The 25,491-nt window shown below is 62.4% G+C and carries 21 protein-coding genes and 2 pseudogenes; 13 read left to right on the forward strand and 10 right to left on the reverse strand.

The genetic code is table 11. The features are described from left to right. Positions 1 to 6 precede the first annotated feature (6 nt). Positions 7 to 798, forward strand: coding sequence for an ATP12 family chaperone protein (locus NKI31_RS13810; protein ID WP_352651841.1), 792 nt, complete (start codon positions 7 to 9; stop codon positions 796 to 798). Positions 799 to 976: 178 nt separating this feature from the next. Continuing rightward, positions 977 to 2,863, forward strand: coding sequence for an MFS transporter (locus tag NKI31_RS13815; protein ID WP_023743043.1), 1,887 nt, complete (start codon positions 977 to 979; stop codon positions 2,861 to 2,863). Between the two features lie 94 nt (positions 2,864 to 2,957). Here the strand turns inward: NKI31_RS13815 and NKI31_RS13820 are convergent, their stop codons facing one another. Then, positions 2,958 to 3,155 carry a DUF2735 domain-containing protein gene (locus NKI31_RS13820; protein WP_023672773.1) on the reverse strand — a complete coding sequence of 66 codons (198 nt, stop codon included), beginning with the start codon at positions 3,153 to 3,155 and terminating at the stop codon, positions 2,958 to 2,960. A gap of 317 nt (positions 3,156 to 3,472) precedes the next feature. Between NKI31_RS13820 and NKI31_RS13825 the strand changes: the two genes are divergently transcribed. Then, a complete protein-coding gene (locus NKI31_RS13825) occupies positions 3,473 to 4,513 on the forward strand; it encodes a glutamine synthetase beta-grasp domain-containing protein (protein ID WP_352651842.1) in 1,041 nt (346 codons plus the stop codon). A gap of 137 nt (positions 4,514 to 4,650) precedes the next feature. Here NKI31_RS13825 and glnA read toward each other — a convergent pair whose 3' ends face one another. Together glnA and NKI31_RS13835 are read right to left on the reverse strand one after the other, a co-directional pair. After that, positions 4,651 to 6,060, reverse strand: a complete 1,410-nt coding sequence (gene glnA / locus NKI31_RS13830; protein ID WP_023672775.1) for a type I glutamate--ammonia ligase — start codon at positions 6,058 to 6,060, stop codon at positions 4,651 to 4,653. Positions 6,061 to 6,116: 56 nt separating this feature from the next. Next, the gene (locus tag NKI31_RS13835) at positions 6,117 to 6,455 is read right to left on the reverse strand and encodes a P-II family nitrogen regulator (protein ID WP_006205430.1); all 339 of its coding nucleotides are present in this window, start codon (positions 6,453 to 6,455) and stop codon (positions 6,117 to 6,119) included. Between the two features lie 384 nt (positions 6,456 to 6,839). Here NKI31_RS13835 and NKI31_RS13840 point away from each other — a divergent pair, with 384 nt between their 5' ends. Together NKI31_RS13840 and NKI31_RS13845 are read left to right on the forward strand one after the other, a co-directional pair. Further along, entirely contained in the window at positions 6,840 to 8,393 is a 1,554-nt protein-coding gene (locus NKI31_RS13840) for an NAD(P)H-hydrate dehydratase (protein WP_352651843.1), read from the forward strand. Beyond that, positions 8,390 to 10,390 (forward strand): hypothetical protein, encoded by a 2,001-nt coding sequence (locus NKI31_RS13845; protein WP_352651844.1) that lies wholly within the window; start codon positions 8,390 to 8,392, stop codon positions 10,388 to 10,390. The genes NKI31_RS13840 and NKI31_RS13845 overlap by 4 nt, the downstream gene beginning before the upstream one ends. A gap of 25 nt (positions 10,391 to 10,415) precedes the next feature. Here the strand turns inward: NKI31_RS13845 and NKI31_RS13850 are convergent, their stop codons facing one another. Continuing rightward, positions 10,416 to 11,486, reverse strand: coding sequence for a M48 family metallopeptidase (locus NKI31_RS13850; RefSeq protein WP_352651845.1), 1,071 nt, complete (start codon positions 11,484 to 11,486; stop codon positions 10,416 to 10,418). Positions 11,487 to 11,492: 6 nt separating this feature from the next. Next, complete coding sequence (locus NKI31_RS13855) at positions 11,493 to 13,025, reverse strand: acyl-CoA carboxylase subunit beta (RefSeq protein WP_352651846.1); 1,533 nt, start codon at positions 13,023 to 13,025, stop codon at positions 11,493 to 11,495. Positions 13,026 to 13,432: 407 nt separating this feature from the next. Between NKI31_RS13855 and NKI31_RS13860 the strand changes: the two genes are divergently transcribed. Next, positions 13,433 to 14,869: a DEAD/DEAH box helicase gene (locus NKI31_RS13860; protein WP_031193338.1), complete on the forward strand. Its 1,437-nt coding sequence runs from the start codon at positions 13,433 to 13,435 to the stop codon at positions 14,867 to 14,869. A gap of 94 nt (positions 14,870 to 14,963) precedes the next feature. On the opposite strand, the pseudogene NKI31_RS13865 reads toward NKI31_RS13860, so the two are convergent. Both NKI31_RS13865 and NKI31_RS13870 read right to left on the reverse strand, forming a co-directional pair. Beyond that, a pseudogene (locus NKI31_RS13865) lies at positions 14,964 to 15,941 on the reverse strand (alpha/beta hydrolase). 64 nt (positions 15,942 to 16,005) lie between these two features. Next, complete coding sequence (locus NKI31_RS13870; RefSeq protein ID WP_023726794.1) at positions 16,006 to 16,827, reverse strand: SDR family oxidoreductase; 822 nt, start codon at positions 16,825 to 16,827, stop codon at positions 16,006 to 16,008. Between the two features lie 214 nt (positions 16,828 to 17,041). Here NKI31_RS13870 and NKI31_RS13875 point away from each other — a divergent pair, with 214 nt between their 5' ends. The 6 genes and pseudogenes from NKI31_RS13875 (at position 17,042) to NKI31_RS13900 (ending at position 21,063) form a co-directional block, all read left to right on the forward strand. Beyond that, positions 17,042 to 18,076: a cysteine synthase A gene (locus NKI31_RS13875; RefSeq protein ID WP_023682581.1), complete on the forward strand. Its 1,035-nt coding sequence runs from the start codon at positions 17,042 to 17,044 to the stop codon at positions 18,074 to 18,076. After that, positions 18,076 to 18,819 carry an alanyl-tRNA editing protein gene (locus tag NKI31_RS13880; protein ID WP_023805243.1) on the forward strand — a complete coding sequence of 248 codons (744 nt, stop codon included), beginning with the start codon at positions 18,076 to 18,078 and terminating at the stop codon, positions 18,817 to 18,819. Before NKI31_RS13875 ends, NKI31_RS13880 begins: the two co-directional genes overlap by 1 nt. Positions 18,820 to 18,914: 95 nt before the next feature. Next, positions 18,915 to 19,766: a 3-mercaptopyruvate sulfurtransferase gene (sseA, locus tag NKI31_RS13885; protein ID WP_352651847.1), complete on the forward strand. Its 852-nt coding sequence runs from the start codon at positions 18,915 to 18,917 to the stop codon at positions 19,764 to 19,766. Positions 19,767 to 19,771: 5 nt separating this feature from the next. Beyond that, entirely contained in the window at positions 19,772 to 20,335 is a 564-nt protein-coding gene (locus NKI31_RS13890; RefSeq protein WP_023682574.1) for a GNAT family N-acetyltransferase, read from the forward strand. 19 nt (positions 20,336 to 20,354) lie between these two features. After that, a pseudogene (locus tag NKI31_RS13895) lies at positions 20,355 to 20,456 on the forward strand (OmpA family protein); the annotation flags it as partial. Positions 20,457 to 20,595: 139 nt separating this feature from the next. Beyond that, positions 20,596 to 21,063: a DUF1203 domain-containing protein gene (locus NKI31_RS13900; RefSeq protein ID WP_352651848.1), complete on the forward strand. Its 468-nt coding sequence runs from the start codon at positions 20,596 to 20,598 to the stop codon at positions 21,061 to 21,063. 385 nt (positions 21,064 to 21,448) lie between these two features. On the opposite strand, the gene NKI31_RS13905 is transcribed toward NKI31_RS13900, so the two are convergent. Both NKI31_RS13905 and ald read right to left on the reverse strand, forming a co-directional pair. Continuing rightward, on the reverse strand, positions 21,449 to 22,684 hold the full coding sequence (locus NKI31_RS13905; protein ID WP_352651849.1) for an outer membrane protein: 1,236 nt from the start codon (positions 22,682 to 22,684) through the stop codon (positions 21,449 to 21,451). A gap of 262 nt (positions 22,685 to 22,946) precedes the next feature. Further along, entirely contained in the window at positions 22,947 to 24,062 is a 1,116-nt protein-coding gene (ald, locus tag NKI31_RS13910; protein ID WP_023713244.1) for an alanine dehydrogenase, read from the reverse strand. A 155-nt stretch (positions 24,063 to 24,217) separates the two neighbouring features. Between ald and NKI31_RS13915 the strand changes: the two genes are divergently transcribed. Beyond that, positions 24,218 to 24,691: an Lrp/AsnC family transcriptional regulator gene (locus NKI31_RS13915; protein ID WP_023668897.1), complete on the forward strand. Its 474-nt coding sequence runs from the start codon at positions 24,218 to 24,220 to the stop codon at positions 24,689 to 24,691. Here NKI31_RS13915 and NKI31_RS13920 read toward each other — a convergent pair. Next, positions 24,688 to 25,353, reverse strand: a complete 666-nt coding sequence (locus tag NKI31_RS13920; protein ID WP_023818868.1) for a 5-formyltetrahydrofolate cyclo-ligase — start codon at positions 25,351 to 25,353, stop codon at positions 24,688 to 24,690. The two genes, NKI31_RS13915 and NKI31_RS13920, sit on opposite strands and share 4 nt — an antisense overlap. Between the last annotated feature and the right edge of the window lie 138 nt (positions 25,354 to 25,491).

The raw sequence follows: 25,491 nt of genomic DNA on the forward strand, positions 1-25,491 counted from the left end.
TCGACCATGCGTGACATCCTCAACGACCTCGAAGCGGGAAAGCATCTGTCCGATCCGGATCCGGTCCGCCGCGCGCAGATCCAGATGAAGACGCACCTGCCGAAGCGCTTCTACAAGGACGTGTCGGTCGCAGCTGTGGAGGACGGTTTTGCCGTCCATCTCGACGGCAAGCCGGTGCGCACGCCGGGCAAGGCGCTGCTGGCGCTGCCGACCGAAAAGGCCGCCGCCCTGGTCGCCAATGAGTTCGCTGCACAGGGCGAGACCATCGACCCGGTCACGATGCCGGTGCTGCGTCTGGTCAACACCGCCATCGACGGCGTCGCCAGCGACCCGAAGGCGGTGCTGGAGGACGTCTTGCGCTTCGCCTCGTCCGATCTGACCTGCTACCGCGCCGACGCGCCGCAGGGGCTGGTCGAGCGGCAGAACCAGCATTGGGATCCGGTGATCGACTGGGCGAGGGCGACATTAGGGGCTCGGTTCAACCTCGCCGAGGGCATCATCCATGTCGAGCAGCCGCGCGAAAGCCTCGCCGTCCTCGGCGCCCATCTTGCCCAGCGTGCCGAGCCGCTGCGGCTGGCTGCAATCCATGTCATGACTTCGCTGACCGGGTCGGCGCTGCTGGCGCTGGCGGTCGATTACGGTGCGCTCGATGGCGATGCGGCTTGGGCCGCCGGCCATGTCGACGAGGACTGGCAGATCGAGCATTGGGGCCAGGATGCCGAGGCTGTCGCACGCCGCTCGGCTCGCAAACGCGACATGATGGCGGCCGTCGGCCTGCTCGATGCGCTGAAGACCTGATCCTCGGCCTTTTGCCGCACTGCACCTAATACCAAAGTCATAAATCCAAGGTCTGCCTGCCTCCGGCGGTCGCTTTCTGTCATTTTTTACGCCGATGTCGGGTTCGAGTCGCGTTCGGAGGGAACGCCGACGATGACGCCCAGCGTCGAAGGCAGACGATTCACGGGAGGACAGTTCAATGGCATTGGCATCGACCGCCGGCGGAAGCAGCCGCGGCATGACGCGGGAGGAGAAGAAAGTCATCTTCGCTTCCTCGCTCGGCACGGTTTTCGAATGGTATGATTTCTATCTCTACGGCGCATTGGCGGCCGCAATCGGCACCACATTCTTCGCCTCTTATCCGGAGGGGACGCGCAACATCTTCACGCTGCTGGTTTTCGCTGCCGGCTTCCTCGTGCGGCCGTTCGGCGCGCTGGTGTTCGGCCGTATCGGCGATCTCGTCGGCCGCAAATACACATTCCTCGTCACCATCACGATCATGGGCCTGTCGACCTTCCTGGTCGGCCTGCTTCCCGGTTCGGCGAGCTGGGGCATCGCGGCGCCCATCATCCTGGTTGGGCTGCGCATGCTGCAGGGCCTGGCGCTCGGCGGTGAGTATGGCGGTGCCGCGACCTATGTCGCCGAACATGCACCCGACGATCGCCGTGGCTTCTATACGTCGTGGATTCAGACGACAGCGACGCTTGGCCTGTTCCTGTCGCTGATCATCATCCTGGCCGTGCAGAATTCGTTGAGCAAGGAGGATTTCGCGGCCTGGGGCTGGCGCATTCCATTCCTACTCTCGGCCATCCTGCTCGCAATATCGGTCTGGATTCGCCTGACGCTTTCGGAATCGCCGGCCTTCGTCCGTATGAAGGAAGAGGGCAAGGGCTCCAAGGCGCCTTTGTCGGAAGCCTTCGGCCAATGGAAGAATGCAAAAATTGCGCTGCTGGCGCTTTTCGGCCTCACCGCCGGCCAGGCCGTGGTCTGGTACAACGGCCAGTTCTACGCACTGTTCTTCCTTACCAATGTGCTCAAGGTGGACGCGCAGTCGGTCAACATCATGGTCGCCATCGCGCTGGCGGTAGGCGCGATCTTCTTCGTCGTGTTCGGTTGGCTTTCCGACAAGATCGGCCGCAAGCCGATTATCATGGCCGGTCTTGCGCTGGCGATCGTCACCACTTTCCCGCTGTTTAAGGCGCTGACCTGGGCGGCTAATCCAGCTCTGGCAACGGCACAACAGACAACGCGTGCGACTGTGACCGCCGCGCCTGGCGACTGCAAATTCCAGTTCAACCCCACGGGCACTTTCAAATACACGACGTCATGCGATATCGCGACTGCCTTTCTCAGCAAGAACTCGGTGCCTTATGACGTCGTGACGACGGCAGCGGCTGGAACGCCTGCTACAGTCAAGATCGGCAACGAGACAGCTGAATCCTATGACGCGGTCGCGGCTGGCGATCAATTGAAGGCCAAAGAGGCAGCCTTCGGCAAGGCAATCAATATTGCCTTGCAGGATGGTGGTTATCCGCTGAAGCGCGCTGCCGCCAAGGTTGCCGACCAGAAGCTCGACGCCTTTGTCGCGGCCAACCCCGAACTGAAGCTCGACGCGGCAGCCATCCGCGCAGGCGAAAAGACCGCAGTCCCGACCGAGCAGGCGATCAAGGACAAGGTGCTGACCAAGGATGAGGCAGCCGGCGCCACCGAGGTGACCGTCTACAGCATTCCGGCAGCGGGTGCGTTTGCGATGTTTGCCGACCCGGCACAGGTCAACTGGGCCAAGGTCATCGGCATCCTGTTCATCCTGGTCCTCTACGTGACCATGGTCTACGGGCCGATCGCGGCGATCCTGGTTGAGATGTTCCCGACCCGCATCCGCTACACCGGCATGTCGCTGCCCTACCACATCGGCAATGGCTGGTTCGGCGGCTTCCTCCCGGCGATCGTGTTCGCGCTCAGTGCCTACAAGGGCGATATCTACTACGGGCTCTGGTATCCGGTGGTGATCGCGGCAATGTCGCTGATCATCGGCATGATCTTCGTCAGGGATACGCTCGGCACCGACCTGCATACCAAACAGTAGCCGACAGGTCTGTGTCATACAAAAAACCCGGCGCGAGCGATCGCGCCGGGTTTTTCATTTGTGGGCCTGTTCGATCTATCAGCGCGGAAGACGCCTAGCTCTTGCGAGGCTGTTCGGCGTCCGCAATGGCGGCCTCATGATACCAAGCCTCGCCATGGTCAAGCGGCTGATCGCGCAGCGAAGCAAGCTCTGCCGCAAACTTGGCCTTTACGCCTAAATTTGAGGCACCCGCACGCGCTGCCACCGGGAACATCAGGATTTTGGCCGACGGACGGGCTGAGGTGATTTCCATGGTCGGTCTCCTTTCTTCTGGAGAGGCTCTTCGATTCATCTTTCCATCAAGGTAAGTCCTGCAATCCATTTAGGCAAGATGCCTAAAGAAAGATCGGCATTTGCCTGTTATTTAAGCAAATTCTGCCTTTGATCGATCCGGGCGCATTGCTTAGGCGGCTTGCCTTCGTCACCGGCATGAAAGGGCATTTTTGCCGCACCCTGAACAACTGAAGTGGCACACGATTTGCATTTTATTGGCTTGGCAGCTGGGCTGCTGGATGGCTCGGCGCGCCGGCGTCATCCAGGTTCGGTGATCAAGCAACGAGAGGCTCTAGAATGACGAAATACAAGCTCGAGTATATCTGGCTCGATGGTTACACGCCGGTCCCCAATCTTCGCGGCAAGACCCAGGTCAAGGAGTTCGCCGAGTTCCCGACGCTCGAGCAGCTGCCGCTGTGGGGCTTTGACGGTTCCTCGACGCAGCAGGCCGAAGGCCATAGCTCCGATTGCGTGCTGAAGCCGGTTGCCGTGTTCCCCGATCCGGCCCGCACCAATGGCGTGCTGGTGATGTGCGAAGTGATGATGCCAGATGGCGTGACGCCGCATGTGTCCAACAAGCGCGCCACCATCCTCGACGACGAGGGCGCCTGGTTCGGCTTCGAGCAGGAGTATTTCTTCTACAAGGACGGCAGTCCGCTCGGCTTCCCCGAGAGCGGCTATCCGGCGCCGCAGGGTCCGTACTACACCGGCGTCGGCTATTCGAATGTCGGCCCGATCGCGCGCCAGATCGTCGAGGAGCATCTCGACCTCTGCCTCGCAGCAGGCATCAACCATGAAGGCATCAACGCCGAAGTGGCCAAGGGCCAGTGGGAATTCCAGATTTTCGGCAAAGGCTCCAAGAAGGCCGCCGACCAGATGTGGATGGCCCGCTATCTCTTGCAGCGCCTGACCGAAAAATACGAGATCGACATCGAGTATCACTGCAAGCCGCTCGGCGACACCGACTGGAACGGCTCGGGCATGCACGCTAACTTCTCGACCGCCTATATGCGCGAAGTCGGCGGCAAAGCCTATTTCGAAGCGCTGATGGCTCAATTCGACAAGAACCTGATGGACCACATCGCCGTCTACGGCCCGGACAACGACAAGCGCCTGACCGGCAAGCATGAGACCGCGCCGTGGAACCGCTTCAGCTACGGCATCGCCGACCGCGGCGCCTCGATCCGCGTGCCGCATTCCTTCGTCAACAATGACTACAAGGGCTACCTGGAAGACCGCCGCCCGAATTCGCAAGGCGACCCCTACCAGATCGCTTCGCAGATCCTGAAGACCATCGCGGAGGTTGCGACCAGCGCGCAGGTTTCGGCGGCCGCCTAAGCATCTATAGCGGCGCAGGCTTCGTAAGCCTGCGCCGTAGCCTGCTGCTATCACGTCTACGGTCTGCTATTGGTCAAACAAAAACCCCGGCGTCTGAACTGACGCCGGGGTTTTTCCTTGTCGCTGAGGCTTATCGTTCAGACCGAATAGTACATGTCGTATTCGACCGGATGCGGGGTCATTTCGAAGCGCATCACTTCGGCCATCTTGAGCTCGATGTAGGAGTCGATCTGGTCGTCGTCGAAGACGCCGCCGGCCTTCAGGAAGCCGCGGTCCTTGTCGAGGCTCTGCAGCGCTTCGCGCAGCGAACCGCAGACGGTCGGAATCTTCTTCAGTTCCTTCGGCGGCAGATCGTAAAGATCCTTGTCCATCGGCTGTCCCGGGTGGATCTTGTTCTTGATGCCGTCGAGGCCGGCCATCAGCATGGCGGCGAAAGCGAGGTAGGGGTTCGCGCCTGGATCGGGGAAGCGGACCTCGACGCGCTTGGCTTTCGGGGACGAGCCGAACGGAATGCGGCACGAGGCCGAACGGTTGCGCGCGGAGTAGGCGAGCAGCACCGGGGCTTCATAGCCAGGTACAAGGCGCTTGTAGGAGTTGGTCAGCGGGTTGGTGAAGGCGTTGATCGCCTTGGCGTGCTTGATGATGCCGCCGATGTAGAACAGGCACGACTCCGACAGGCCGGCATATTCATTGCCGGCGAAGGTCGGCTTGCCGTTCTTCCAGATCGACTGGTGGACGTGCATGCCCGAGCCGTTGTCGCCGAAAATCGGCTTCGGCATGAAGGTGGCCGTCTTGCCATAGGCGTTGGCGACCTGGTGCACGACATATTTGTAGATCAGCATCTTGTCGGCGTTGCGGACCAGCGTGTCGAACTTGATGCCGAGCTCGTGCTGGGCAGCGGCAACCTCGTGATGGTGCTTTTCGACGCGCACGCCCATTTCGGCGAGCACGGTCAGCATTTCGGAGCGCATGTCCTGCGCGCTGTCGATCGGCGGCACAGGGAAGTAGCCGCCCTTGACGCGCGGGCGGTGGCCGAGATTGCCGGTCTCGTAGTCGGTGTCGTCGTTGGACGGCAGTTCGGTCGAGTCCAGCTTGAACCCGGTGTTGTAGGGATCGGCCTTGTACTTGACGTCGTCGAAGACGAAGAACTCGGCTTCGGGGCCGACATAGATGGTGTCGCCGATGCCTTCGGCCTTCATGTAGGCCTCGGCCTTCTTGGCGGTGCCGCGCGGGTCGCGGTTGTAGGATTCGCCGGAGACCGGATCGAGAATGTCGCACAGGATGACCATGGTCGACTGGGCGAAGAACGGATCCATATGGACGGTGTCCGCATCGGGCATCAGCACCATGTCGGACTCGTTGATCGCCTTCCAGCCGGCGATCGAGGAGCCGTCGAACATGACGCCGTCGGCGAACATGTCTTCCTCGACCTCGATGACATCCATCGTCACGTGTTGCAGCTTGCCCTTCGGATCGGTGAAGCGCAGGTCGACGAATTTCACGTCGTTGTCCTTGATCTGCTTCATGATGTCTTTGGCTGTCGTCATGTCGTTTCTTCCCTGTGTGATGACTTCGAGGAGACGTTAATCTGAAATCAGAAAGCTCAGACGGCGTCCATCCCCGTTTCGCCGGTACGGATGCGAACGACCTCCTCGATGTTGGAGACGAAGATCTTGCCGTCGCCGATGCGGCCGGTCTGCGCCGCCTTGCGGATGGCTTCGATGGCGCCTTCGACGGCGTCGTCGCCCAGCACGACTTCGATCTTCACCTTGGGCAGGAAGTCGACGACATATTCGGCGCCGCGATAGAGTTCGGTATGGCCTTTCTGGCGGCCAAAGCCCTTAGCCTCGGTCACGGTAATGCCTTGCAGACCGGCCTCCTGAAGCGCTTCCTTCACTTCGTCTAGCTTGAACGGCTTGATGATCGCTTCGATCTTTTTCATGTAAAAAGTGGCCTCCACTGCCAAAAAAACGGGTTGTGCGCCCCGCTTGCGCCTCCATCAAGCACGAACTGTGCCAATTTCAGCCCACGCGAAGCGGTTTCGCGCAATTCCAATGCCGCGCCGCGCCGGGATGCACATTCGCGTCATCCTCTGCTTCGGCTGCGGCAAAGCTGCCCGAAGCCTACACATTGCCGCTTCGGGCGTCTGCACGATAATTAGGCAGATTGCGCATTTTGCAGGCCTGCGCGGATCCGTGGCACCAGTCTGCGAAAGGATTGGCCGCACGCCAACGCAGCACCTGGCCGTTTGCTTCGAATCCGAAACTGGACAATGCTCGATAGGGACAAAGGGGTCGGCCTTGAACGAAATGCGGATCGGCAATCCATGAGCAATGAAGTCCTGTCGCCGGCCGAGATGGGCGAGACCGACCGGCTGGCGATCGCGGCCGGTCCGCTCGACGGCTATGGCCTGATGCAGCGCGCCGGCGAAGCGGTCGCTGCTGTGGTCCTGGCACGCTATCCCGCAGCAAGCCGCGTGCACGTGCTGTGCGGCCCCGGCAATAATGGTGGCGACGGCTATGTTGTAGCGCGGTTGCTGGCCGAGGCTGGTGTGAATGTGGCGCTCTGGGCCGAAGGCAAGCAGAAGCCCGGGAGTGATGCGGCGCGAGCTTCCGAGGCCTGCAATCTGCCGGTCGAGCACATCGGACACTGCTACCCGGAACCGGGTGAAGTCGTCGTGGACGCGCTCTATGGTGCGGGATTGTCGAAGAAGATATCCCTGCATGCCTCTGCCGTCTCAGGATTGGCCGCGGCGGAGCGCGTGCCTGTGGTGTCAATCGATCTGCCTTCTGGTGTGTCGGGCGAGACCGGCTTGAGCAACGCTTATTTCAAGGCCGACGTGACGGTGACGTTCGTGCGGAAAAAGCCCGGCCATCTGCTGATGCCGGGGCGCAGCCTCTGCGGCGAGATCATCATCGCCGATATCGGCATTCCGGATGCGATCGTCGATGAGTTCAAGATCAAGACGTTCGAGAACACGCCTGACTTCTGGCTATACAGTTTTCCGAAAACGGCGGTCGATACACATAAGTATAAGCGCGGCCACGTCAGCGTCTTTTCCGGCGGGCCGAGCGCGACAGGTGCGGCGCGGCTGTCGGCGATGGCTGCAGCCAGAGCCGGGGCAGGGGCGGTGACCGTGCTCTCGCCTGAAAATGCCATGCAGGTAAACGCCGCGCATCTGACATCGATCATGCTGCGCGAGGCCGGTTCGATGGAGGAAGTGCAGGAATTTTTGTCGGCGAGGCACCCCGAAGTACTTGTGTTCGGACCAGGGCTCGGGCCGAAACCCAAAGTGGGGGATTTCGCGTTGCAATTGATCGCGACGGTCGCTGACCTAAACCGCACGTCGACGAGTTCATTCGGAATTCAGCGCCCTGCCATTGTCTTGGATGCTGACGCCATCACGTCATTGGCGCATCAGCCTCAGGCCCTGTTCGACGCCGCGCTGCTCCCGTTGGGGCCGGTATTGGTGCTGACGCCGCATGAAGGCGAATTCGCCAGACTTTTTCCCGACATCGCGAAGGACAAGAAGCAGTCGAAACTCGCCAAGGCGCGCGCAGCCGCTGAACGAGCCAACGCCATCATGGTTTACAAGGGCGCCGACACCGTCATCGCGGCGCCGGACGGCCGCGCGGTGATCAACGCCAATGGTGCACCATGGCTCGCCACCGCCGGTTCCGGCGACGTGCTGGCGGGCATTGTCGCCGCGCTGCTGGCGCAGGGCATGCAGGCATTCGAGGCCGCCTGCGCAGCGGTCTGGATACACGCCGAGGCCGGCAGCCGCTTTGGACCGGGTCTGATCGCCGAGGATCTCCCGCTGGCACTGGTGCCGGTGCTGCGTGAACTGGTCGATGCACGGCAGAAGGTGGCGATCAGATGAAGCATTTCGCGTTCGTCGTTGCGGCCATCATCGCGCTGTTCGCGTCACATGGCGTGCGTGCTCAAGAGCCCGTGACCATCGTCGACGATCCGGCGGTGCTCGCCGCCCTCGATGCCAAGGGTTTTGGCTTCGCCCGCATTTTCGCCGTCGACGACGCGGACGATCTGAAGACGCTCTACAGCGAGGTGCCGGCCTATCGTGCTGTTGTCGACATGGTTGCGGCCGATATTGCCACGCTGCGGGCCGAGATAAAGGCCGGCGGGCGCACGCTCTACGAGGTGACCGACGGCAATGTCGGCCGCATCATGGATATGCGCTGGCTGAAGACCGAGGCCGCGCGCTTCCGCCTGGTCGGCGTCGTCAACCGGCTGGACCGGCGTGACTTCACCGCGCTGCAAGGTGACAAGAGCTGTGGCGAGGTGCGCTTTGTCTATCGCCTGGCCTACAGTTTCCGCAAGAACGGCAAGGTTCTGGCATCGCGGCTGCCATTCAATTTCAACGCCGTCTACAGCGTGGCGCCGGATGCCGATGGCGGCTGCGTCGGCGTTGCCGGGCGCTGGACACCGCAGATCGACGAAAACGTTGATGCCGGCTGGCTGGCCGGCGGGCCGCTGGCACCGGAGGAACTGAACTTCAAACAGCTTGAGCTCAATGCGCAGGTGGTGCGTTTTCCCTCGGGACAGGAGACCGAATTCGGCGGGCAGGCGGCCTATCTGATGCGGATCTTCGGCATCGATGGCGCTGCCATCAGCGAGAAGCCGCTGGAGAATACGCCTGACGTTGCGCAGCTCTCGGACAATGCTGCACTCAAGAAAAGGCTCGCCGACTACGTCATCGCCGATGTCGCGGCGGTCGATCTCGGCGTCTACGAAATCCCCGACGAATTCCTGGCGAAGAAAATCATTTCGTGGTCGACCTTCGGCAGCGCGAGACAGGCCAACCATCCGTTCACGCCGCTGTTCCAGCCAGCGGATTTCGCCGGCCTGGACTATGCGGCGCTAAAGCTGGTGCGGACACCGGAGGCGCTGGTCGAGCGGCTGGACAATGGCGCCTGCCAGGGCTGCCACCAGGCGGGCTCGACGGCCGGCTTTCACTTCATCGGCCTCGACGACAAAACGACGTCGCCGCTCAACCGCATCGAAGTCGGCATCTCGCCGCATCTCCATGCCGAGATTGCGCGACGTGAGGCCTGGCTGCGCGCGACCGAAGAAGGCAAGGAGCCGAACCGCTACCGGCCGCTGTCCTTTGCGCCGCCGGCGACATGGACCGATGCCGGCGATGTCGACTACGCCCCGGCCGAGATGGCGATGACGTGCCTGATGCCGGATGATGCAAGACGCTTCGGCGCGACTTGGCAATGCGGTAGCGGCACCGTCTGCACGCCGCTGGCGACGGCCTCAGGCGTGCGCACCACGCTGGCGCAATGTCTGTTGCCCAAGGACAGTCCAAAGATGTTTTCGGGCCATCCCTGCCTGACCGGGTCGATCGCCAGCAACCCGTCTCAGCCGTTCAACGACCGCTACAAGATCACCGGCCAGTTCGCTGCTTTTGCGCCGACCTTTTCGCGGACCGCCTACACCTGCCGGCCACCGAAAATCGGCGTACCGGCAGGCATCGCTTATCGCGGCTGCGACGACAAGGACCGCAGCTTCGCCGCCTTCAAGACGGGCAAGCCGATGCCATCGGAAATTTGCGGCATGGTCGGCGGCAAGAAATTCGACACCTGCGTCGCCACCAACAATTTCGACCAGTGCCTCGGCGGCGCGGTCAACCGCGGCAACCGTCCCGCCTGTTCGGCCGATCATTTCTGCCGCGAGGATTATATGTGCCAGTCGCTGCCGCCCGACACGCCGGGCGCCGCCAAGGTGAAAGGCATCGGCTACTGCTCGCCGACCTATTTCATCTTCCAGATGCGCATCGACAACCACGCGACGCCTTGGGCGAGCGCGACCAGCGCCCCCAGGGATGCGGGGTTCGGGGCGGCAGAAGAGGAGTGAGCCTGGGAGTTGGGCGACCACCAGTTCAGCGCTGCAGATGGTCTTCCATCCGCGCAGTCCATTTGGTGTCGAATTCCGCAATATGCCGCTGTGCTACGCTCGAGTTCAGCAGCGTCGAGAGCGCGGTCACGGCGATCGGGTCCAGGTCGGGCGGCTCCGTGTAGCCAAGCGCCGCCAGCCGTTGAGCCCAAGACGGATGGGTGGACTTTGCGTCATCCGGGCTTGCCCACGCCCTGCGGGCGCAAACATTCAGGCAATTGGGTTCTCGCAGCTGACCGGCAGCTTCCAGCATGCGATCGAGCGGCGGTCGCGGCGGACGCAAAGCACCTCGCAATTCATGCTGCAAAGGGTCATAGACCGTCTCCGTGAAATGCACGTCTGCCGTGGCAAGAAGCAACAGCGCGCGTGCGGCGTGCTCGGCGTCGCCGGAGGATGCCGCGTGTCGATCTGCCTTGATCTCCGCTTCGCGCGAAAGCCGGATTTCTTCCCGCTCGAACGATTGCGACAGCCAGCCGATAGCGGCGTGGAGCAGGCTGCCTGTGATCGTGGTTCCGGGCGGGGCATACTCGAAGACAAATCCGAAACCGTTTTCGAACTCAGCGAGATTGAGGCTGCCATTGGTATCCTTGTTGCGCACATGCGCGTCCTCATGGGCAAGGATCGCGGCAAGCGCTCTTTCATCGGTCACTGCGAGGAGAGGGATGCCAATGGTTAGAAACAGCCGATTGCCGAGAAGGCCGAGAAGCGTGCGCTCTTCGTGCACGCTGGCGTTCAGGTTGCCCTCTAGTATGACAACCGTGCGCGCAGCACGGCGCGGTCCGGCGACGCTCCGCCACAGCGCCCAGAGGCCGGGCGCTTCTGCTTCACTGACGCCTTTGATCTTGCTGCGTCGGAAGCCCGCAAACAATGTGCCGAACAGAAATGCCAAGGCCGTGGTGGCGATCGGCATGACGACGAAGCCGCTGGCGATAAACCAGATTGGATGGTTGTCGAGCAGGGACATCCAGACGCAGAAGATGATGAGAGCGGGAACAACGAAAAACAGGACCGTGAACCTGCCAAACCGCCGACCGGCGCTGATGATCAGTCGCGACATTGGATGTTACAACGGGATGTTGTCGTGCTTCTTCCAAGGGTTCTGCATGTCCTTGTTGCGCAGCATGCGCAGCGCGCGGGCAATGCGGCGGCGGGTCGAATGCGGCATGATCACCTCGTCGACATAGCCGCGTTCGGCGGCGACGAAGGGCGACAGGAAGCGGTCTTCGTAAGCCTTTGTGTGAGCTGCGATCTTTTCGGCGTCGCCAATATCCTTGCGGTAGATGATCTCGACCGCGCCTCTCGCCCCCATCACCGCGATCTGCGCCGTCGGCCAGGCATAGTTCATATCGCCGCGCAGATGTTTTGAGGCCATCACGTCATAGGCGCCGCCATAGGCTTTGCGGGTGATGACGGTGATTTTCGGCACGGTCGCCTCGGCGTAGGCAAACAGGAGTTTCGCGCCATGCTTGATCAGGCCGCCATATTCCTGCGCGGTGCCGGGCAGGAAGCCGGGGACGTCGACGAAGGTGACGATGGGAATGGAAAAACAGTCGCAGAAGCGCACGAAGCGCGCCGCCTTGCGGCTTGCGTCGGAATCGAGCACGCCGGCCAGCACCATCGGCTGGTTGGCGACGAAGCCGACGGTGCGGCCTTCGACGCGGCCGAAACCGGTGACGATGTTCTTGGCAAAGTTCTGCTGGATCTCGAAGAAATCGCCTTCATCGGCAACTTTGAGGATCAGCTCCTTGATGTCGTAAGGCTTGTTGGCGTTGTCTGGGATCAGCCGGTCGAGCGACAGATCATGGTCGGTGACCGACTGGTAGCACTCGATCACAGGAAGCTCCGACGTATTTGACGCGGGCAAAAGGTCTACCAGCCGGCGCATCTGCAACAGCGCCTCGACGTCATTGTCGTAGGCGCCGTCGGCAATCGACGATTTGGTCGTGTGGACGGACGCGCCGCCAAGGCTCTCGGCCGTCACCGTCTCGTTGGTGACCGTTTTGACCACATCCGGCCCGGTGACGAACATGTAAGAGGTGTCGCGCACCATGAAGATGAAGTCGGTCATCGCAGGCGAATAGACGTCGCCGCCGGCGCACGGGCCCATGATCACGGAAATCTGAGGAATGACGCCGGATGCGAGCACGTTGCGCTGAAAGATCTCGGCATAGCCGCCTAGCGCCGCCACGCCTTCCTGGATGCGGGCGCCGCCGGCGTCGTAGATGCCGATGATCGGCGCGCGGTTGCGCAGCGCCATCTCCTGCACCTTGATGACCTTTTCGGCATGAGCCTCCGACAGCGAGCCGCCGAAGACGGTAAAGTCCTTGGCGAACAGATAGACCGGACGGCCATTGACCGTGCCCCAGCCGGTGACGACGCCATCGCCGGCGATCTTGGTCTTCTCCATGCCGAAATCGGTCGAGCGATGCTCGACATACATGTCGAACTCCTCGAACGAGCCTTCGTCGAGAAAGACCTCGATACGTTCGCGCGCCGTCAGCTTGCCCTTCTTGTGCTGGGCGTCGATGCGGGTCTGGCCGCCACCCATGCGGGCGATCTCGCGGCGGCGCTCGAGTTCCTTCAGCACGTCCTTCATCGCTCGGTCTCCAGAAATGGAAGCTGCATTTGTGGTAATGATGCCTGCAGGCGTGTGCAAGCGCCGCTTTCGGCCTCGATTATTGCGCTGCAACATGTGGCCCCTTGCATTCCGGAGCGAACTCAGCCATATGCAGCCCATAGGCGCTTGGGCCGGAGATTCCGGCCTTCTCGACAAATGAGACTGGTTGCGTCTGTTTTCCCTCTTTCCGGTATATCGGCCCCTCTTTCCGATACATCACGAAGTGGCGAAAGAGCCCCGTGGCATGACGCCTGCGGGCACGACAGCGCAGCCGAGTGGACGTTTCCGTCCGCCCGCCTTGTCGTTTCATATCAAATTTCTCGACGGCAGGTTGCGCCCTGCCGCCATCGATGTTTGCGGCCAAGACCGCGTGAAAGAAGACTATTTTGACCAACGAAAACACCTCAGCCGGTAACGCGATCTCGACCGGCAACACTGCGGACCTCACCGGTTTCGCAGCTCTTGGGATCACGGGCGCGCTGCTCAAGGCGACGCATGGCGCCGGCTTCACCGAGCCGAAGCCGATCCAGACGCAGGCGATCCCGCCGCAGATGGAAGGCCGTGATATCTTCGGCATCGCCCAGACCGGCTCGGGCAAGACCGCTGCCTTCGCGCTGCCGATCCTGTCGAAGATCATCGCGCTCGGCACCAAGCGCCGGGCCAAGACCACCCGTGCGCTGATCCTGGCGCCGACGCGCGAACTCGCCGTCCAGATCGAGGACACCATCAAGATCCTCGCCAAGGGCGCGCATGTCTCAACCGCTCTCGTGCTTGGCGGCGTCTCGCGCTTCAGCCAAGTGAAGAAGGTTGCGCCCGGCGTCGACATCCTGATCGCCACGCCCGGCCGCCTGACCGACCTGGTGCGCGAGGGCGACCTCATCCTCTCCGACACCAAATGGCTGGTGCTCGACGAGGGCGACCGCATGCTCGACATGGGCTTCATCAACGACGTCAAGCGGATCGCCAAGGCGACCGCGCCCGACCGTCAGACGGTGCTGTTCTCGGCCACCATGCCCAATGAAATCGCCGAACTGGCGAAGGGCCTGTTGAAGAACCCGATCCGCGTCGAAGTCGCGCCGCAGAGCACCGCTGCCGCCGAAATCGTGCAGGGCGTTGTCTTTGCCCGCACCAAGCAGAAGCGCCAGGTGCTGTCGACGATGCTCGCCGACGAAGCGATGAAGTCCGTCATCATCTTCTCGCGCACCAAACATGGCGCCGACCGGGTGACCAAGGACCTCGAACGCGACGGCTTCAAGGCCGCCGTCATCCACGGCAACAAGTCGCAGAACGCCCGCCAGAAGGCGCTCAACGATTTCCGCGAGGGCTCGGTGCGCATTCTCGTCGCGACCGATATCGCGGCGCGCGGCATCGACGTCCCCGGCATCAGCCATGTGGTGAATTTCGATCTGCCGGATGAGGCCGAAAGCTATGTCCACCGCATCGGCCGTACCGGCCGTAACGGCATGGACGGCATCGCCATCACGCTTTGCGATCCTTCCGAAAACAGCAAGCTGCGTCAGGTCGAGCGCATCATCCGCAGCAAGCTGCCGATCGTTGCCGACCATCTCGGCAGCCCGGATCCGGTGCGCAATCCGGCCGAAAAGAACGAGCGCTTCGAGCCCGCCAATGATCGCAACGACCGCAATGGCCGTCGCGACGGCAGGCGGCCCGGTGGCCAGAACAACGGCTTCGCCAAGAAGCGTTTTGGTGACAAGCCGGCCTTTGCGGGTGCAAGCGAGCGCAAGCCGGAAGGCGCCAAGGCCTTCAAGGGCAACAACAAGCGCCGCTTCGGCGGCAAGCGGCCCGCGGCGCGGGCTGCCTGATCAGACGAACCGGTCAGGCTCGTCGAGCCTGGCTTGATTGCTGACGATCGAGTATGAGGACGGTCGGGGCAATGCTTCGGCCGTCCTTTTTCGTTTAGGGCTGCCCGGTAATTGCCTGAACCCACACGACGATCCGCTGCGCCAGGAATGCCGTGGTCGAGGGCGACAGCGCGTCGCCGGCAATGACGTGGTCGTCGGGATCGCCATTGTCGTCGACGGGCACCAGTTCATGCGGTGCGCCCCAGCGGCCGGCGATTTCGCGGGTGCGATCCTGGCGCACCACCTTGTCGGCGAGAAGATGAACAGCGCCGGTATGGTTGCCTTCTCCACAGGCGCTGCGTAGGCAAGGTTGGTCAGCGCCGCCATCGGTAGCACGGCCGCCATTGGATAGGTGTGCGTCCAGAGTTTCCCGTGCAGCGCGTTGCGGGTCGTAAAGCTGCGCTCCTTGCCGCCGACGAACTCGGCGATCTGCCTGCCCCAGGGCATGGTCAGCAGCTCGGCGCCTGAAGCCCTGATGCCGAAATTCGGCGAGATGAATGCGATTGCAGCGACGCCGTCCGATGCGCCAGGCTCAGTCGCCGCCCATGCCGCCAGCGATCCACCGGTCGAGGTGCCGATGACGATCACCTTGTCGCCGATGGCCCGGCCGATGGCGAGCGCCTCCTCATAGTCGTTGATCCAGGCATTGACGCTGCCTTGCGCCATAGCAGCGCCGTCCTGCCCATGACCGGTGAGGCGGGTGTAGAAAAGGTTGGCGTCGAGTTGGTCGGCGACCTCGTCGGCCAGCGGGCGAACCTCGCCCTTCGATGCCGAAAAGCCATGGATATAGACGATCGCCAATGGCGTCCTGGCGTGAACCATCGGATCGGCCCAGATGATTTCTTTCTCGAGCCCGTCGCGGACGTTGGGCACGGCAGCCTCTTCACGCGCGATATACGCTTGCGGATCGTCGCCGATCACCATTGGGGTCGAAGCTGATTGTTGTGTCGACGGGAATGCGCGGACCAAGCAGGAGGGCCAGGACAAGGATGATGACGACACCCAGCACCGCAAGCACGATCCGTCGCCCCATCTCAGACTCCATTCTAAAGCCTATGGTGGCCGGTGCAGTCAGGCAACAGCCGGGCTGTGGACAGCTATTGGTTCGGCGGCTTGCGGTCGAAATTCAGCGGCCGCCCTGTCCAGCGGGTCGCCGTGCTGATGAACCACCGGCAGACTGGCCTTGGCAGCAGTGCCAGCAGCTTCAGCCCCCAGCTCAGCCGGTGAGGGAAGGTAACCTCGAAGCCGCCATGCTCGATGCCGCGCAGCATGCGGCGCGAGGCGCGGTTGACCGGCATCAGTCCCGGCATTGGCAGCATGTTCTTTTCGGTCAGCGGCGTGTCGATGAAGCCCGGATTCATCACCTGGATCCGGACATTCATCTTGTCGAAATCGTATTTCAGCGACTCGGCCAGGATGTTGATCGCCGCCTTCGAGCCGCCATAGGCCGCCGTGGTCGGCCAGCCGAAATAGGCTGTGACGGATCCGACAAGCACGATATGGCCGCGCGCACGGATGCGCATGCGCTCCATGAGCGGGACGAGGCCATTGATGATACCGAAATAGTTGACCTCGAAGGTCTGGCGAAAGTCGCGGACCCTGAGGTCTTCGCCGGGCGTGGCGATGTAGTTGCCGGCGTTGAAGACGGCGAGCACGATCGGCCCGAGCTCCTTTTCAATCGCCGCCACCGTGCTTGCCATGCGCGGCTCATCGGTGACGTCGCAAGGGTAGGCCACGACACGTCCCGGCATCTGCGCCGTCTCGACGATGAGCGCGTCGAGTGGGTCGCCGTCGAGTGCGGTGACCGCGACGACAAAGCCCTTTGCCGCGAGGTCCTTTGCCAGCGCACGGCCGATGCCGCTGCTGCCGCCGGTTATCCAGGCGACGCCGTGCTTCGGGTTGGCCCGGTAAAGTGTCATTCTGCGCCCTGCCGATCTGTCATTAGTGCTCTAGCGGTGAAAAAATCGAATGAAAAGAGCGCTTTTCCGTACTGGTTGAAATGATCGTCATCGCGCGATGTCCGGCCGCGGGAGATTGCAGTGCCCGAAATGCGACTGGACCAGGCGAATTCTTGCCTTGAAACGCACGCTTCGGGTTTCTAGGGTCTCGCCGCAGCTACATAAGGAATCCCGGATGCCCCGTTCTGTGATCGAAGCGATCGGCAACACGCCCCTGATCCGCCTCAACAAGGCCTCGGAGCAGACCGGCTGCGAGATCCTGGGCAAGGCCGAGTTCATGAACCCCGGCCAGTCGGTCAAGGATCGCGCCGGCCTGTTCATCATCCGCGACGCCGAACAGCGCGGGCTGTTGAAGCCGGGCGGCGTCATCGTCGAGGGCACGGCAGGCAATACCGGCATCGGCCTGACGCTGGTCGCCAAGGCGCTGGGCTATCGCACAGTGATCGTCATTCCCGACACCCAGAGCCAGGAAAAGAAGGACACGATCAAGCTGCTTGGCGCCGAGCTGATCGAAGTGCCGGCGGTGCCTTACAAGAACCCCAACAATTACGTGAAACTGTCGGGGCGGTTGGCCGAGCAGATGGCGAGGTCGGAGCCGAACGGCGCGATCTGGGCCAACCAGTTCGACAACGTTGCCAATCGCGACGGCCATATCCGCACCACGGCGGAAGAAATCTGGACGCAGACCGGCGGCAAGGTCGACGGTTTCGTCTCGGCGGTGGGTTCGGGCGGAACGCTGGCCGGCGTCGCCTTCGGGCTGAAGGCCAGGAGCAGCAACGTCAAGATCGCACTCGCCGATCCGCTGGGTGCGGCGCTCTATTCCTTCTACACCAGTGGCGAATTGAAGTCCGACGGCAGCTCGATCACCGAAGGGATAGGGCAGGGGCGTATCACGGCAAATCTCGATGGGTTCACGCCGGACTTCTCGTTCCAGGTGCCGGACGAGGAAGCGCTGCCGATCGTCTTCGACCTGATCCAGGAAGAAGGCCTGTGCGTCGGCGGTTCGACCGGCATCAACATTGCCGGCGCGATACGGCTGGCGCGCGAGCTTGGCCCCGGCCACACCATCGTGACCATCCTTGCCGACTATGGCACGCGCTACCAGTCGAAGCTGTTCAACCCGGAATTCCTGCGGGATAAGAACCTGCCGGTGCCGGGCTGGATGGATGAGCGCAGCACAATTTCGGTGCCGTATGAGAAGGTCGCCTGATGGCGCACAGAACAGAAGCGCTGTTTCGCGACGACGCCTATCTCAGAGCGGCTGACGCCACTGTTGTCGCCATCAACGAGCGCGGCGGCATCATTCTCGACCGGACCATCTTCTATGCCACATCGGGCGGCCAGCCTGGCGATACCGGAACATTAGAGCGCGCCGACGGCAGCCGCATCGCCATTGCCGCCACCATCACCGGCGAGACCAAGGACGAGATTATCCATGTGCCGGCGCCGGAGCAGCCGGCACCCGAGGTCGGCGAGCAGGTGAAACTCGCCATCGACTGGGAGCGGCGGCATCTCCTGATGCGCATGCACGCAGCTTGCCATTTGCTCACCGTAGTCTGTCCGTTTCCGATTACCGGTGCTGCGGTTTCCGAAGATGACAGCCGCGTCGACTTCGACGCTCCCGATGCCGGCTTCACCAGGGAAGACGTCACCGCCGGGCTGATGGAACTGGTGCGAGCCGATCATCCGATCTTCATCAGGCTGATCACCGACGAGGAACTGGCAGCCAATCCTGGCCTGGTGAAATCCAAGAATGTCCGGCCGCCCGCAGGCACCGGCAAGATCCGCCTGGTCTGCATCGGCGACAACGCTTCGATCGACAGCCAGCCCTGCGGCGGCACCCATGTCAAAGGCACCGGCGAAGTCGGTGAAATCCATATCGGCAAGATCGAGAAGAAGGGCCGCGAAAACCGGCGTTTTCGCATTCGCTTCGGACCGCTGCCGGTAGCTTGAACGAACCATGATCCCGAAAAGTGGAAGCCGGTTTTCGGGGAAGATCATGGTCAACAGGAAGCAATGCTTCGCCAAGGCGGAGCAGGAGAAGAACAATGGCCGATGACAGCCCTTTCACCGTCGATGCGGACTGGTTGCAGAGCCGTCTTGGCGAGCCCGGCCTGACGATCGTCGATGCATCCTGGTATCTGCCGGCGCAGAAGCGCGATGCGCGCGCCGAGTATGAGGCTGCGCATATTCCGGGTGCGCGATTCTTCGATCATGATGCGGCCTCCGATCCTGATGCCAAGCTGCCGCACACGCTGCCCTCGCCACAGCATTTCGCGCAATATGTAGGCGCCATGGGAATTTCGGCCGATGACACCATTGTCGTCTATGACGGTCCGGGTTTCTTCTCGGCGCCGCGCGCCTGGTGGATGTTCCGCGTCATGGGCGTGTTCCAGGTCTATGTGCTCGACGGCGGCTTCGACCGCTGGAAGGCGGCGGGCCGGCCGGTGACAGCGGAGCCGACCAAGATCGCGCCAAACGTGTTCCACGCAGATTTCGACGCCGCCCGCGTCGCCAGGCTAGCCGACATGCGTCGCATCGTCGAGACTGGCGAGAGCCAGATTGCGGACGCCCGAGGCGCGGGCCGCTTCACCGGCGCCGAGCCAGAGCCCCGCGCGGGTGTTCGCTCCGGCCACATGCCCGGCGCGCGCAATTTGCCTTATTCGGCGCTGTCACAGAATGGCGCGCTGTTGTCGAAGGACCAGTTGCGCAAGGCCGTTGAGGGTGCCGGTATCGATCTGTCGAAACCGGTCGTCACCTCTTGCGGTTCCGGCATAACGGCGGCCGTCGTCACTCTGGCGCTGGAGACGCTCGGTCACACCGACAACCGGCTCTATGACGGCTCATGGACGGAATGGGGCGGGCTGGCAGACACGCCTGTGGTGACGGGCAAGGAATGATGGCGATGGAAAATGGCGCGCTGGACGACATCGAGGTCACGGTCACGTTTCTGGAAATGCATGTGCCGCCGGCCTATTCGCCGCCGTTGCCCTACAACAGGCAGATCGCGCTGCTCAGGACCAAGGACATTCCGCTGCATTTCTACCGCTATCTGATGGATCGGGTCGGACGCAAATGGCACTGGGTCAATGTCCTGAGGCTGGACGATGACGAGCTTGCCGCCGGCATCCACCGCGAGGACCGCGACATCAGGGTGCTTTATCTCGACGGCGCGCCGGCCGGGTTCTTCGACCTCAAGCCGCATTTGCCAGAGGAAGTCGAACTCGCTTATTTCGGCATGATGGAACATGCGACCGGGCAAGGCATCGGCCGTTGGTTCCTCGGTGCGGCGATCGCCGCAGCATGGTCGTATGGGCCGAAACGGGTGACGGTGCAGACCTGCACGCTCGACCATCCGGCTGCCTTGCCGCTCTACCAGAAGCTCGGTTTTGCGCCGGTGGCGCAAAAGAAGGAGACCGTGCATCCGCTGTCGTTCGCCGAGCGCTCGGCCAGCGTTATGCGGCCGTGACTTTCTCCGACTGAAGGCCGAACCGACCGTTCATGGCGAGGAATTCCTGCTCGTGCGGACCCAGGACGAGAACTGGCGCAGCCGCCGGGTGACGCTGCGCCGCTTCGACGATTTTATTCGCGGATCAAGGCAGGTTTCTAAAGCAATGTCTCTGCAGTCCGGCTTGACATGGCCGGGCGGTCTGGCAGCTTTGGCAGGAATCGGGTGGGAAGCGCCGGTGTGGCGGCATATTTTGCGGTCAACGACACCGGAGATTTGCCATGACCGCTCAGTTCAAAGCCTTGCCGACTGAAGATGTGAGAGCGCTGCAGCGCGGCGGGGCGGACGCCTATGGCCAAACGCCGGAGCGGAAGGTTTCCGATGGCGACGGCGTGCCGTGCCGGCATTGCCTGAGAAACGTCGCCGAAGGCGATGGCTATCTGATCCTGGCCTACCGGCCGTTTCCGGCGTTGCAGCCTTACGCCGAGACAGGGCCGATCTTCCTGCATGCGCAGGAATGCGAACGCGCAGCCGAGACGGAAGCGCTTCCAGAGATGCTTGAGAGCAGCGACTATATCGTGCGCGGCTATGGTGCGGATGACCGCATCGTCTATGGCAGCGGCGGCGTCATTCCGGCTGGCGGCATTGCGGCGCGGGCAGAGACGCTGTTTGAGCGCGCTGACATCGCCTATGTCCACGTCCGCTCGGCGCGCAACAATTGTTATCAGTGCCGCATCGAGCGTTTCTGACAAAAAGATGCCCGCCGGTGGTCTGGCGGGCAGTTGGGAACCGTGTGACGGCTCGATCCGTCAAGTTGGCAGCTCTGTCTGCGCATGCTTTTCGAATGGCGGATGTGAAGCACTTCACACAGCATCGCGATTGTCGCCGGCATGGCGACTCACGCCGATGCCGGTTGGGACTTGTCGTACTCCCGTCGCATTCTCGCGCTAAAAACCAGCGTCGATGGATTGCCGACCGCGGATGAACCGGCGGGGATCTCGACGACCGAGGAAGCGGGGCTTTGGCTCCGCTTTTTTGTTGTCCGCCGGCCTGTTCAATGCCGATGTCAGGTTTTGCGCAAAGAAAAAGCCCGCCGGAATTGACCGACGGGCTTTGACGTTGCCGGAGCGGCTTTTAGTTGAATTTATACTTCGCGCCAAGGCGAACGGTCTGGAAAGAAGGCTCGTCGGTGAGGAAGCCGCCCGAACCGAAATCCTCTTTCTCATACTGCGAATAGCGGTATTCGAGGCCCAGCGTCATGTTGCTGGAGACGGCCGTTTCCAGGCCGCCGCCGACCGAGAAGCCGCTCGAGCCCCAGTCGATGATGTCGCCAACGGGCGAGGAGGCATGCAGGTCGAAATGCTGCCAGCTATAGCCGCCGAGGACATAGGCCAGAGTCGACTCGTTGACCTTGGCGCCGATGCGGGCCAGGGCATCGAAGCCATAGTCGGCATCGCCCTTAATGGAGCCGCCGAAGAGATCCAGCTTCGAGCGAATGCCGGAATAGCGGGCATCAAGCAGCACGCCGGCGACCCATCCGCCGAAATCATGGTCGTAACCGATGCTCGCCTCGCCGAACACGCCTTCGCCACCGATGCCATCCAACTCGAGGGCACCGCCCAGCGTCAGGTCATGTACCACCGTGCCGGCGCCAAGCGCGCCGCCGACATAGAAGCCGGTCCAGTTGTAGGTCGGAGCAGCAAACGAGGCCCCGCCGCCATTCTGGGCGCCGAAGCGGTAGTTGGCCGCGATGTGGAAGGTGTGGCTGGATGGCTCGACATCCAGAGAGGTTCCCGGGCCGCCAATAATGCCGAGGTCAGCCACCGAGTCGTCGCCATAGTTGGCGTAGCGGTACTCGGTCTTAATCGTCCAGTTGCCGCGCAGCACGGTTTCCATGCCAACGCCGACGACATAGCCGCCACGGTTCTCCGTGAAATCGAGACCGTCGGCAAAGCCCGAACCCTCGAGCTTGAAATGGTTCCAGGTGTAGCCGCCGAGCACATAGCCGAGCGTATCGGGGTTCAAGAGATAGCCGGCGCGCAAGCCGACGTCGAAGCCATAAGCGTTCGTCAGGTCGATATCAGCGCCCGGAAGGCTGATCGACGGACCGATATTCCCGATGTTGGCGTCGATGAAGCCGCCAAGCAGGAAGCGCTCGGAGACCATATAGTCGTAGCCGGCGGTGATTTCGCCAAACACGCCGTTGCCGCCGATCCCGTTGAAGTCGATCACCGGGTCGACGCTGATGCGATGCACGGTGGCGCCGAAGCCGCCGCCGATGCCGACATAGGCGCCGCTCCAGTTGAAACCGGCAGGTTCTTCCACTGGCTGCACAACATCGGCGGCATGCGCTACCGATATCAAAGCCATTGCCGAAACGGCCCCGAGAAGAACGGATTTAGCAGAGATGAACATTTTAGCCCCTTAGCATAAGAACAAACCCGTCCGTGTTCTAACAGGACGCTCGCCAATATTGGAATGACAAAAATGCCACATCGGCAGGCAAAAGCACCGCCAAGCCGGGCCGTTTCGCCGTGATGTTGCCTTAGAGCCCGCAATTTGTGAGCACGCGGCCAATAAAAAACCCGCCGGCACAACCGGCGGGTGAGGGAGGCAAAAATGCCAGGTCTGGTCAGGCCGCCAGAACCACTTTCGGTTCGACCAGCTCATAGCCGAGTGCTTCGGCGACGGCGCGATTGGTGATCTTGCCCCTGTGGACATTGAGGCCGTTGCGCAAATGGTGGTCGTCGACCAGCGCCTTCAGGCCCTTGTCGGCCAGCTGCAGGCCATAATGCAGCGTCGCGTTGTTGAGCGCGTGCGCCGAGGTCACCGGCACGGCGCCCGGCATATTGGCGACGCAGTAATGGATCACGCCGTCGACCTCATAGGTCGGCTCGGCATGGGTGGTGGCGTGCGAAGTCTCGAAGCAGCCGCCCTGGTCGATAGCGACGTCGACCAGCACCGAGCCCTTCTTCATGCCCGACAGCATTTCGCGGGTCACCAGCTTGGGTGCAGCAGCACCCGGGATGAGCACGGCGCCGACGACGATGTCGGCCGAGAAGCATTCTTCCTCAAGCGCCTCGACTGTGGAGTAGCGGGTGTGGACGCGGCCTGTAAAGAGGTCGTCCAGCTGGCGCAGGCGCGGGATCGAGCGGTCGATGATGGTGACGTCGGCGCCGAGGCCGACCGCCATGCGGGCGGCATGCAGGCCGACGACGCCGCCGCCGAGCACGGTGACCTTGCCGGGCAGTACGCCGGGCACGCCGCCGAGCAGCACGCCGCGGCCACCATTGGCCTTCTGCAGCGCGGTCGCGCCGGCCTGGATCGACAGGCGGCCGGCAACTTCCGACATCGGCGCCAAGAGTGGCAGGCCGCCGCGGTCGTCGGTTACGGTCTCATAGGCGATTGCGGTGACGCCGGACGCGAGCAGGCCCTTGGTCTGCTCCGGATCCGGGGCCAGGTGAAGATAGGTGTAGAGGATCTGGCCGTCGCGCAGCTGCGCCCATTCGTTGGGCTGCGGCTCCTTGACCTTGACGATCATGTCGGACTTGGCGAACACGTCGGCGGCACTCTTGGCAATAGTGGCGCCGGCGGCGCGATACGCATTGTCATCGGCGCCGATACCGGCGCCGGCGCCGCTTTCGACCAGCACTTCATGGCCATGCGCGACATATTCGCGGACGGAGCCCGGCGTCAGGCCGACGCGGTATTCGTGGTTCTTGATTTCCTTGGGGCAGCCGACGCGCATAGTCTTCTCCTGATCCGGCCCTTCGGGCTCGTTCCCTGTATCAACCGAGTGAACCACGAATCGTTGCGCAGGTGTTTGCGAATGCGCTTGCGCGGGGTCACGCGTTTCGATAATCGTTGCGCGAAATCAAGGAAATTTCGCAGGAATCACGAGAAATGCCGCTCGACAGGATCGATATCGCCATTCTCGAGGCACTGCAGAAGGATGGCCGCATACCCAATGCGGCGCTCGCCGAAAGGGTCGGCCTGTCGCAGTCGGCCTGTTCGCGCCGGCTCGACAATCTGGAGAAATCCGGCACCATCCGCGGCTATCACGCCCGGCTTTCGAACGCAGCGCTCGGCCACCAGATGACGGCGATCGTGCACATATCGCTGTCGGGACAATTCGAAAAGACGCTGTCGGATTTCGAGGCGGCGATCAAGCGCTGCCCCAATGTGCTGTCCTGCCACCTGATGTCGGGCGAATATGACTATATCCTGCGCATCGCCGCCAAGGACCTGGTCGACTATGAGCGCATCCACAAGGAATGGCTGTCGGCGATGCCGCACGTGACCAAGATCAATTCGTCGTTTGCCCTGCGCGAGATCGTCGATCGCACGGCGATGGGGATGAAGCCGGAACTGGCCTAGCCCTGAGCAGCCTCGGTGACGAGCCGGTCCATCGGGATGTCGTGTGGCTGCGGGTAGATGGTGGCTATGCGCTGCAGTTCGTAGCCGACGCCGATGACCAATGGCTTGAACGGCATGGCAGCCAGCGTGCGGTCGAAGAAGCCACCGCCATAGCCCAGGCGGTAGTTTCGCGGGTCGATGCCGACGATCGGCGAGATGACGATGTCGGGCAGCACCGGCTCGCCTTCGGCCGGGATCGGGATGTTCCAGATGCCTTTTTCCAGCCGGTCGCCGGGTACATAAGCGCGGAAGATCAGCGGCTGGCCTTTCTCGATCACGATGGGCAGCGCCGTGCGGCCGCCGCGTTCGTTGATCGACGCCATCCACGGCCGCAGGTCCGGCTCGCCGCGAAACGGCCAATAGAGGCTGACCATGCGGCCGGCAATGTCGCCGATTGCCGCGTCGAGCCCTTCGGCGATAGCCCGCGACATCGCCACCCGCGCATCGGCGGAAACCGCCAACCGTGCCGCGATCAGACGCTCGCGCTCGGCCTTGCGCCAACGGCGCACATCGGTCCAGTCGGTCAATGGCGCGCGAAATTCCGGATCGAGTTCGTGCATGAAGCAAGGCGGCGAAGAATATTGCGCCCGCCCTTTGCCATCTTTGTCATCGTCGTTGGCCATGCTTCACTCCCGTGGTTCCAGCCCTGCAAGGCTATACCCGTCCATGCTTGCCGACATAGGCATTCGCGACATCCGGCGACGAGTCCTGGGCAGCCTTAAGCGGCAATCTAGCTCGCCGCGACATTGTTGCGGTGCACA

It is taken from the genome of Mesorhizobium sp. M0659, from assembly GCF_040320605.1.
Classification (GTDB): Bacteria; Pseudomonadota; Alphaproteobacteria; order Rhizobiales; family Rhizobiaceae; genus Mesorhizobium.

Bases quoted from the DNA above. Each gene is read 5' to 3' on its own strand.
- NKI31_RS13880 (WP_023805243.1), top strand. From the start codon at position 18,076: ATGGCGCACAGAACAGAAGCGCTGTTTCGCGACGACGCCTATCTCAGA.
- NKI31_RS13915 (WP_023668897.1), top strand. From the start codon at position 24,218: ATGCCGCTCGACAGGATCGATATCGCCATTCTCGAGGCACTGCAGAAG.
- NKI31_RS13875 (WP_023682581.1), top strand. From the start codon at position 17,042: ATGCCCCGTTCTGTGATCGAAGCGATCGGCAACACGCCCCTGATCCGC.
- NKI31_RS13855 (WP_352651846.1), bottom strand. From the start codon at position 13,025: ATGAAGGACGTGCTGAAGGAACTCGAGCGCCGCCGCGAGATCGCCCGC.
- ald (WP_023713244.1), bottom strand. From the start codon at position 24,062: ATGCGCGTCGGCTGCCCCAAGGAAATCAAGAACCACGAATACCGCGTC.
- NKI31_RS13870 (WP_023726794.1), bottom strand. From the start codon at position 16,827: ATGACACTTTACCGGGCCAACCCGAAGCACGGCGTCGCCTGGATAACC.
- sseA (WP_352651847.1), top strand. From the start codon at position 18,915: ATGGCCGATGACAGCCCTTTCACCGTCGATGCGGACTGGTTGCAGAGC.
- NKI31_RS13900 (WP_352651848.1), top strand. From the start codon at position 20,596: ATGACCGCTCAGTTCAAAGCCTTGCCGACTGAAGATGTGAGAGCGCTG.
- NKI31_RS13815 (WP_023743043.1), top strand. From the start codon at position 977: ATGGCATTGGCATCGACCGCCGGCGGAAGCAGCCGCGGCATGACGCGG.
- NKI31_RS13835 (WP_006205430.1), bottom strand. From the start codon at position 6,455: ATGAAAAAGATCGAAGCGATCATCAAGCCGTTCAAGCTAGACGAAGTG.
- NKI31_RS13850 (WP_352651845.1), bottom strand. From the start codon at position 11,486: ATGTCGCGACTGATCATCAGCGCCGGTCGGCGGTTTGGCAGGTTCACG.
- NKI31_RS13810 (WP_352651841.1), top strand. From the start codon at position 7: ATGCGTGACATCCTCAACGACCTCGAAGCGGGAAAGCATCTGTCCGAT.
- NKI31_RS13905 (WP_352651849.1), bottom strand. From the start codon at position 22,684: ATGGCTTTGATATCGGTAGCGCATGCCGCCGATGTTGTGCAGCCAGTG.
- NKI31_RS13820 (WP_023672773.1), bottom strand. From the start codon at position 3,155: ATGGAAATCACCTCAGCCCGTCCGTCGGCCAAAATCCTGATGTTCCCG.
- glnA (WP_023672775.1), bottom strand. From the start codon at position 6,060: ATGACGACAGCCAAAGACATCATGAAGCAGATCAAGGACAACGACGTG.
- NKI31_RS13845 (WP_352651844.1), top strand. From the start codon at position 8,390: ATGAAGCATTTCGCGTTCGTCGTTGCGGCCATCATCGCGCTGTTCGCG.
- NKI31_RS13890 (WP_023682574.1), top strand. From the start codon at position 19,772: ATGGAAAATGGCGCGCTGGACGACATCGAGGTCACGGTCACGTTTCTG.
- NKI31_RS13825 (WP_352651842.1), top strand. From the start codon at position 3,473: ATGACGAAATACAAGCTCGAGTATATCTGGCTCGATGGTTACACGCCG.
- NKI31_RS13840 (WP_352651843.1), top strand. From the start codon at position 6,840: ATGAGCAATGAAGTCCTGTCGCCGGCCGAGATGGGCGAGACCGACCGG.
- NKI31_RS13920 (WP_023818868.1), bottom strand. From the start codon at position 25,353: ATGGCCAACGACGATGACAAAGATGGCAAAGGGCGGGCGCAATATTCT.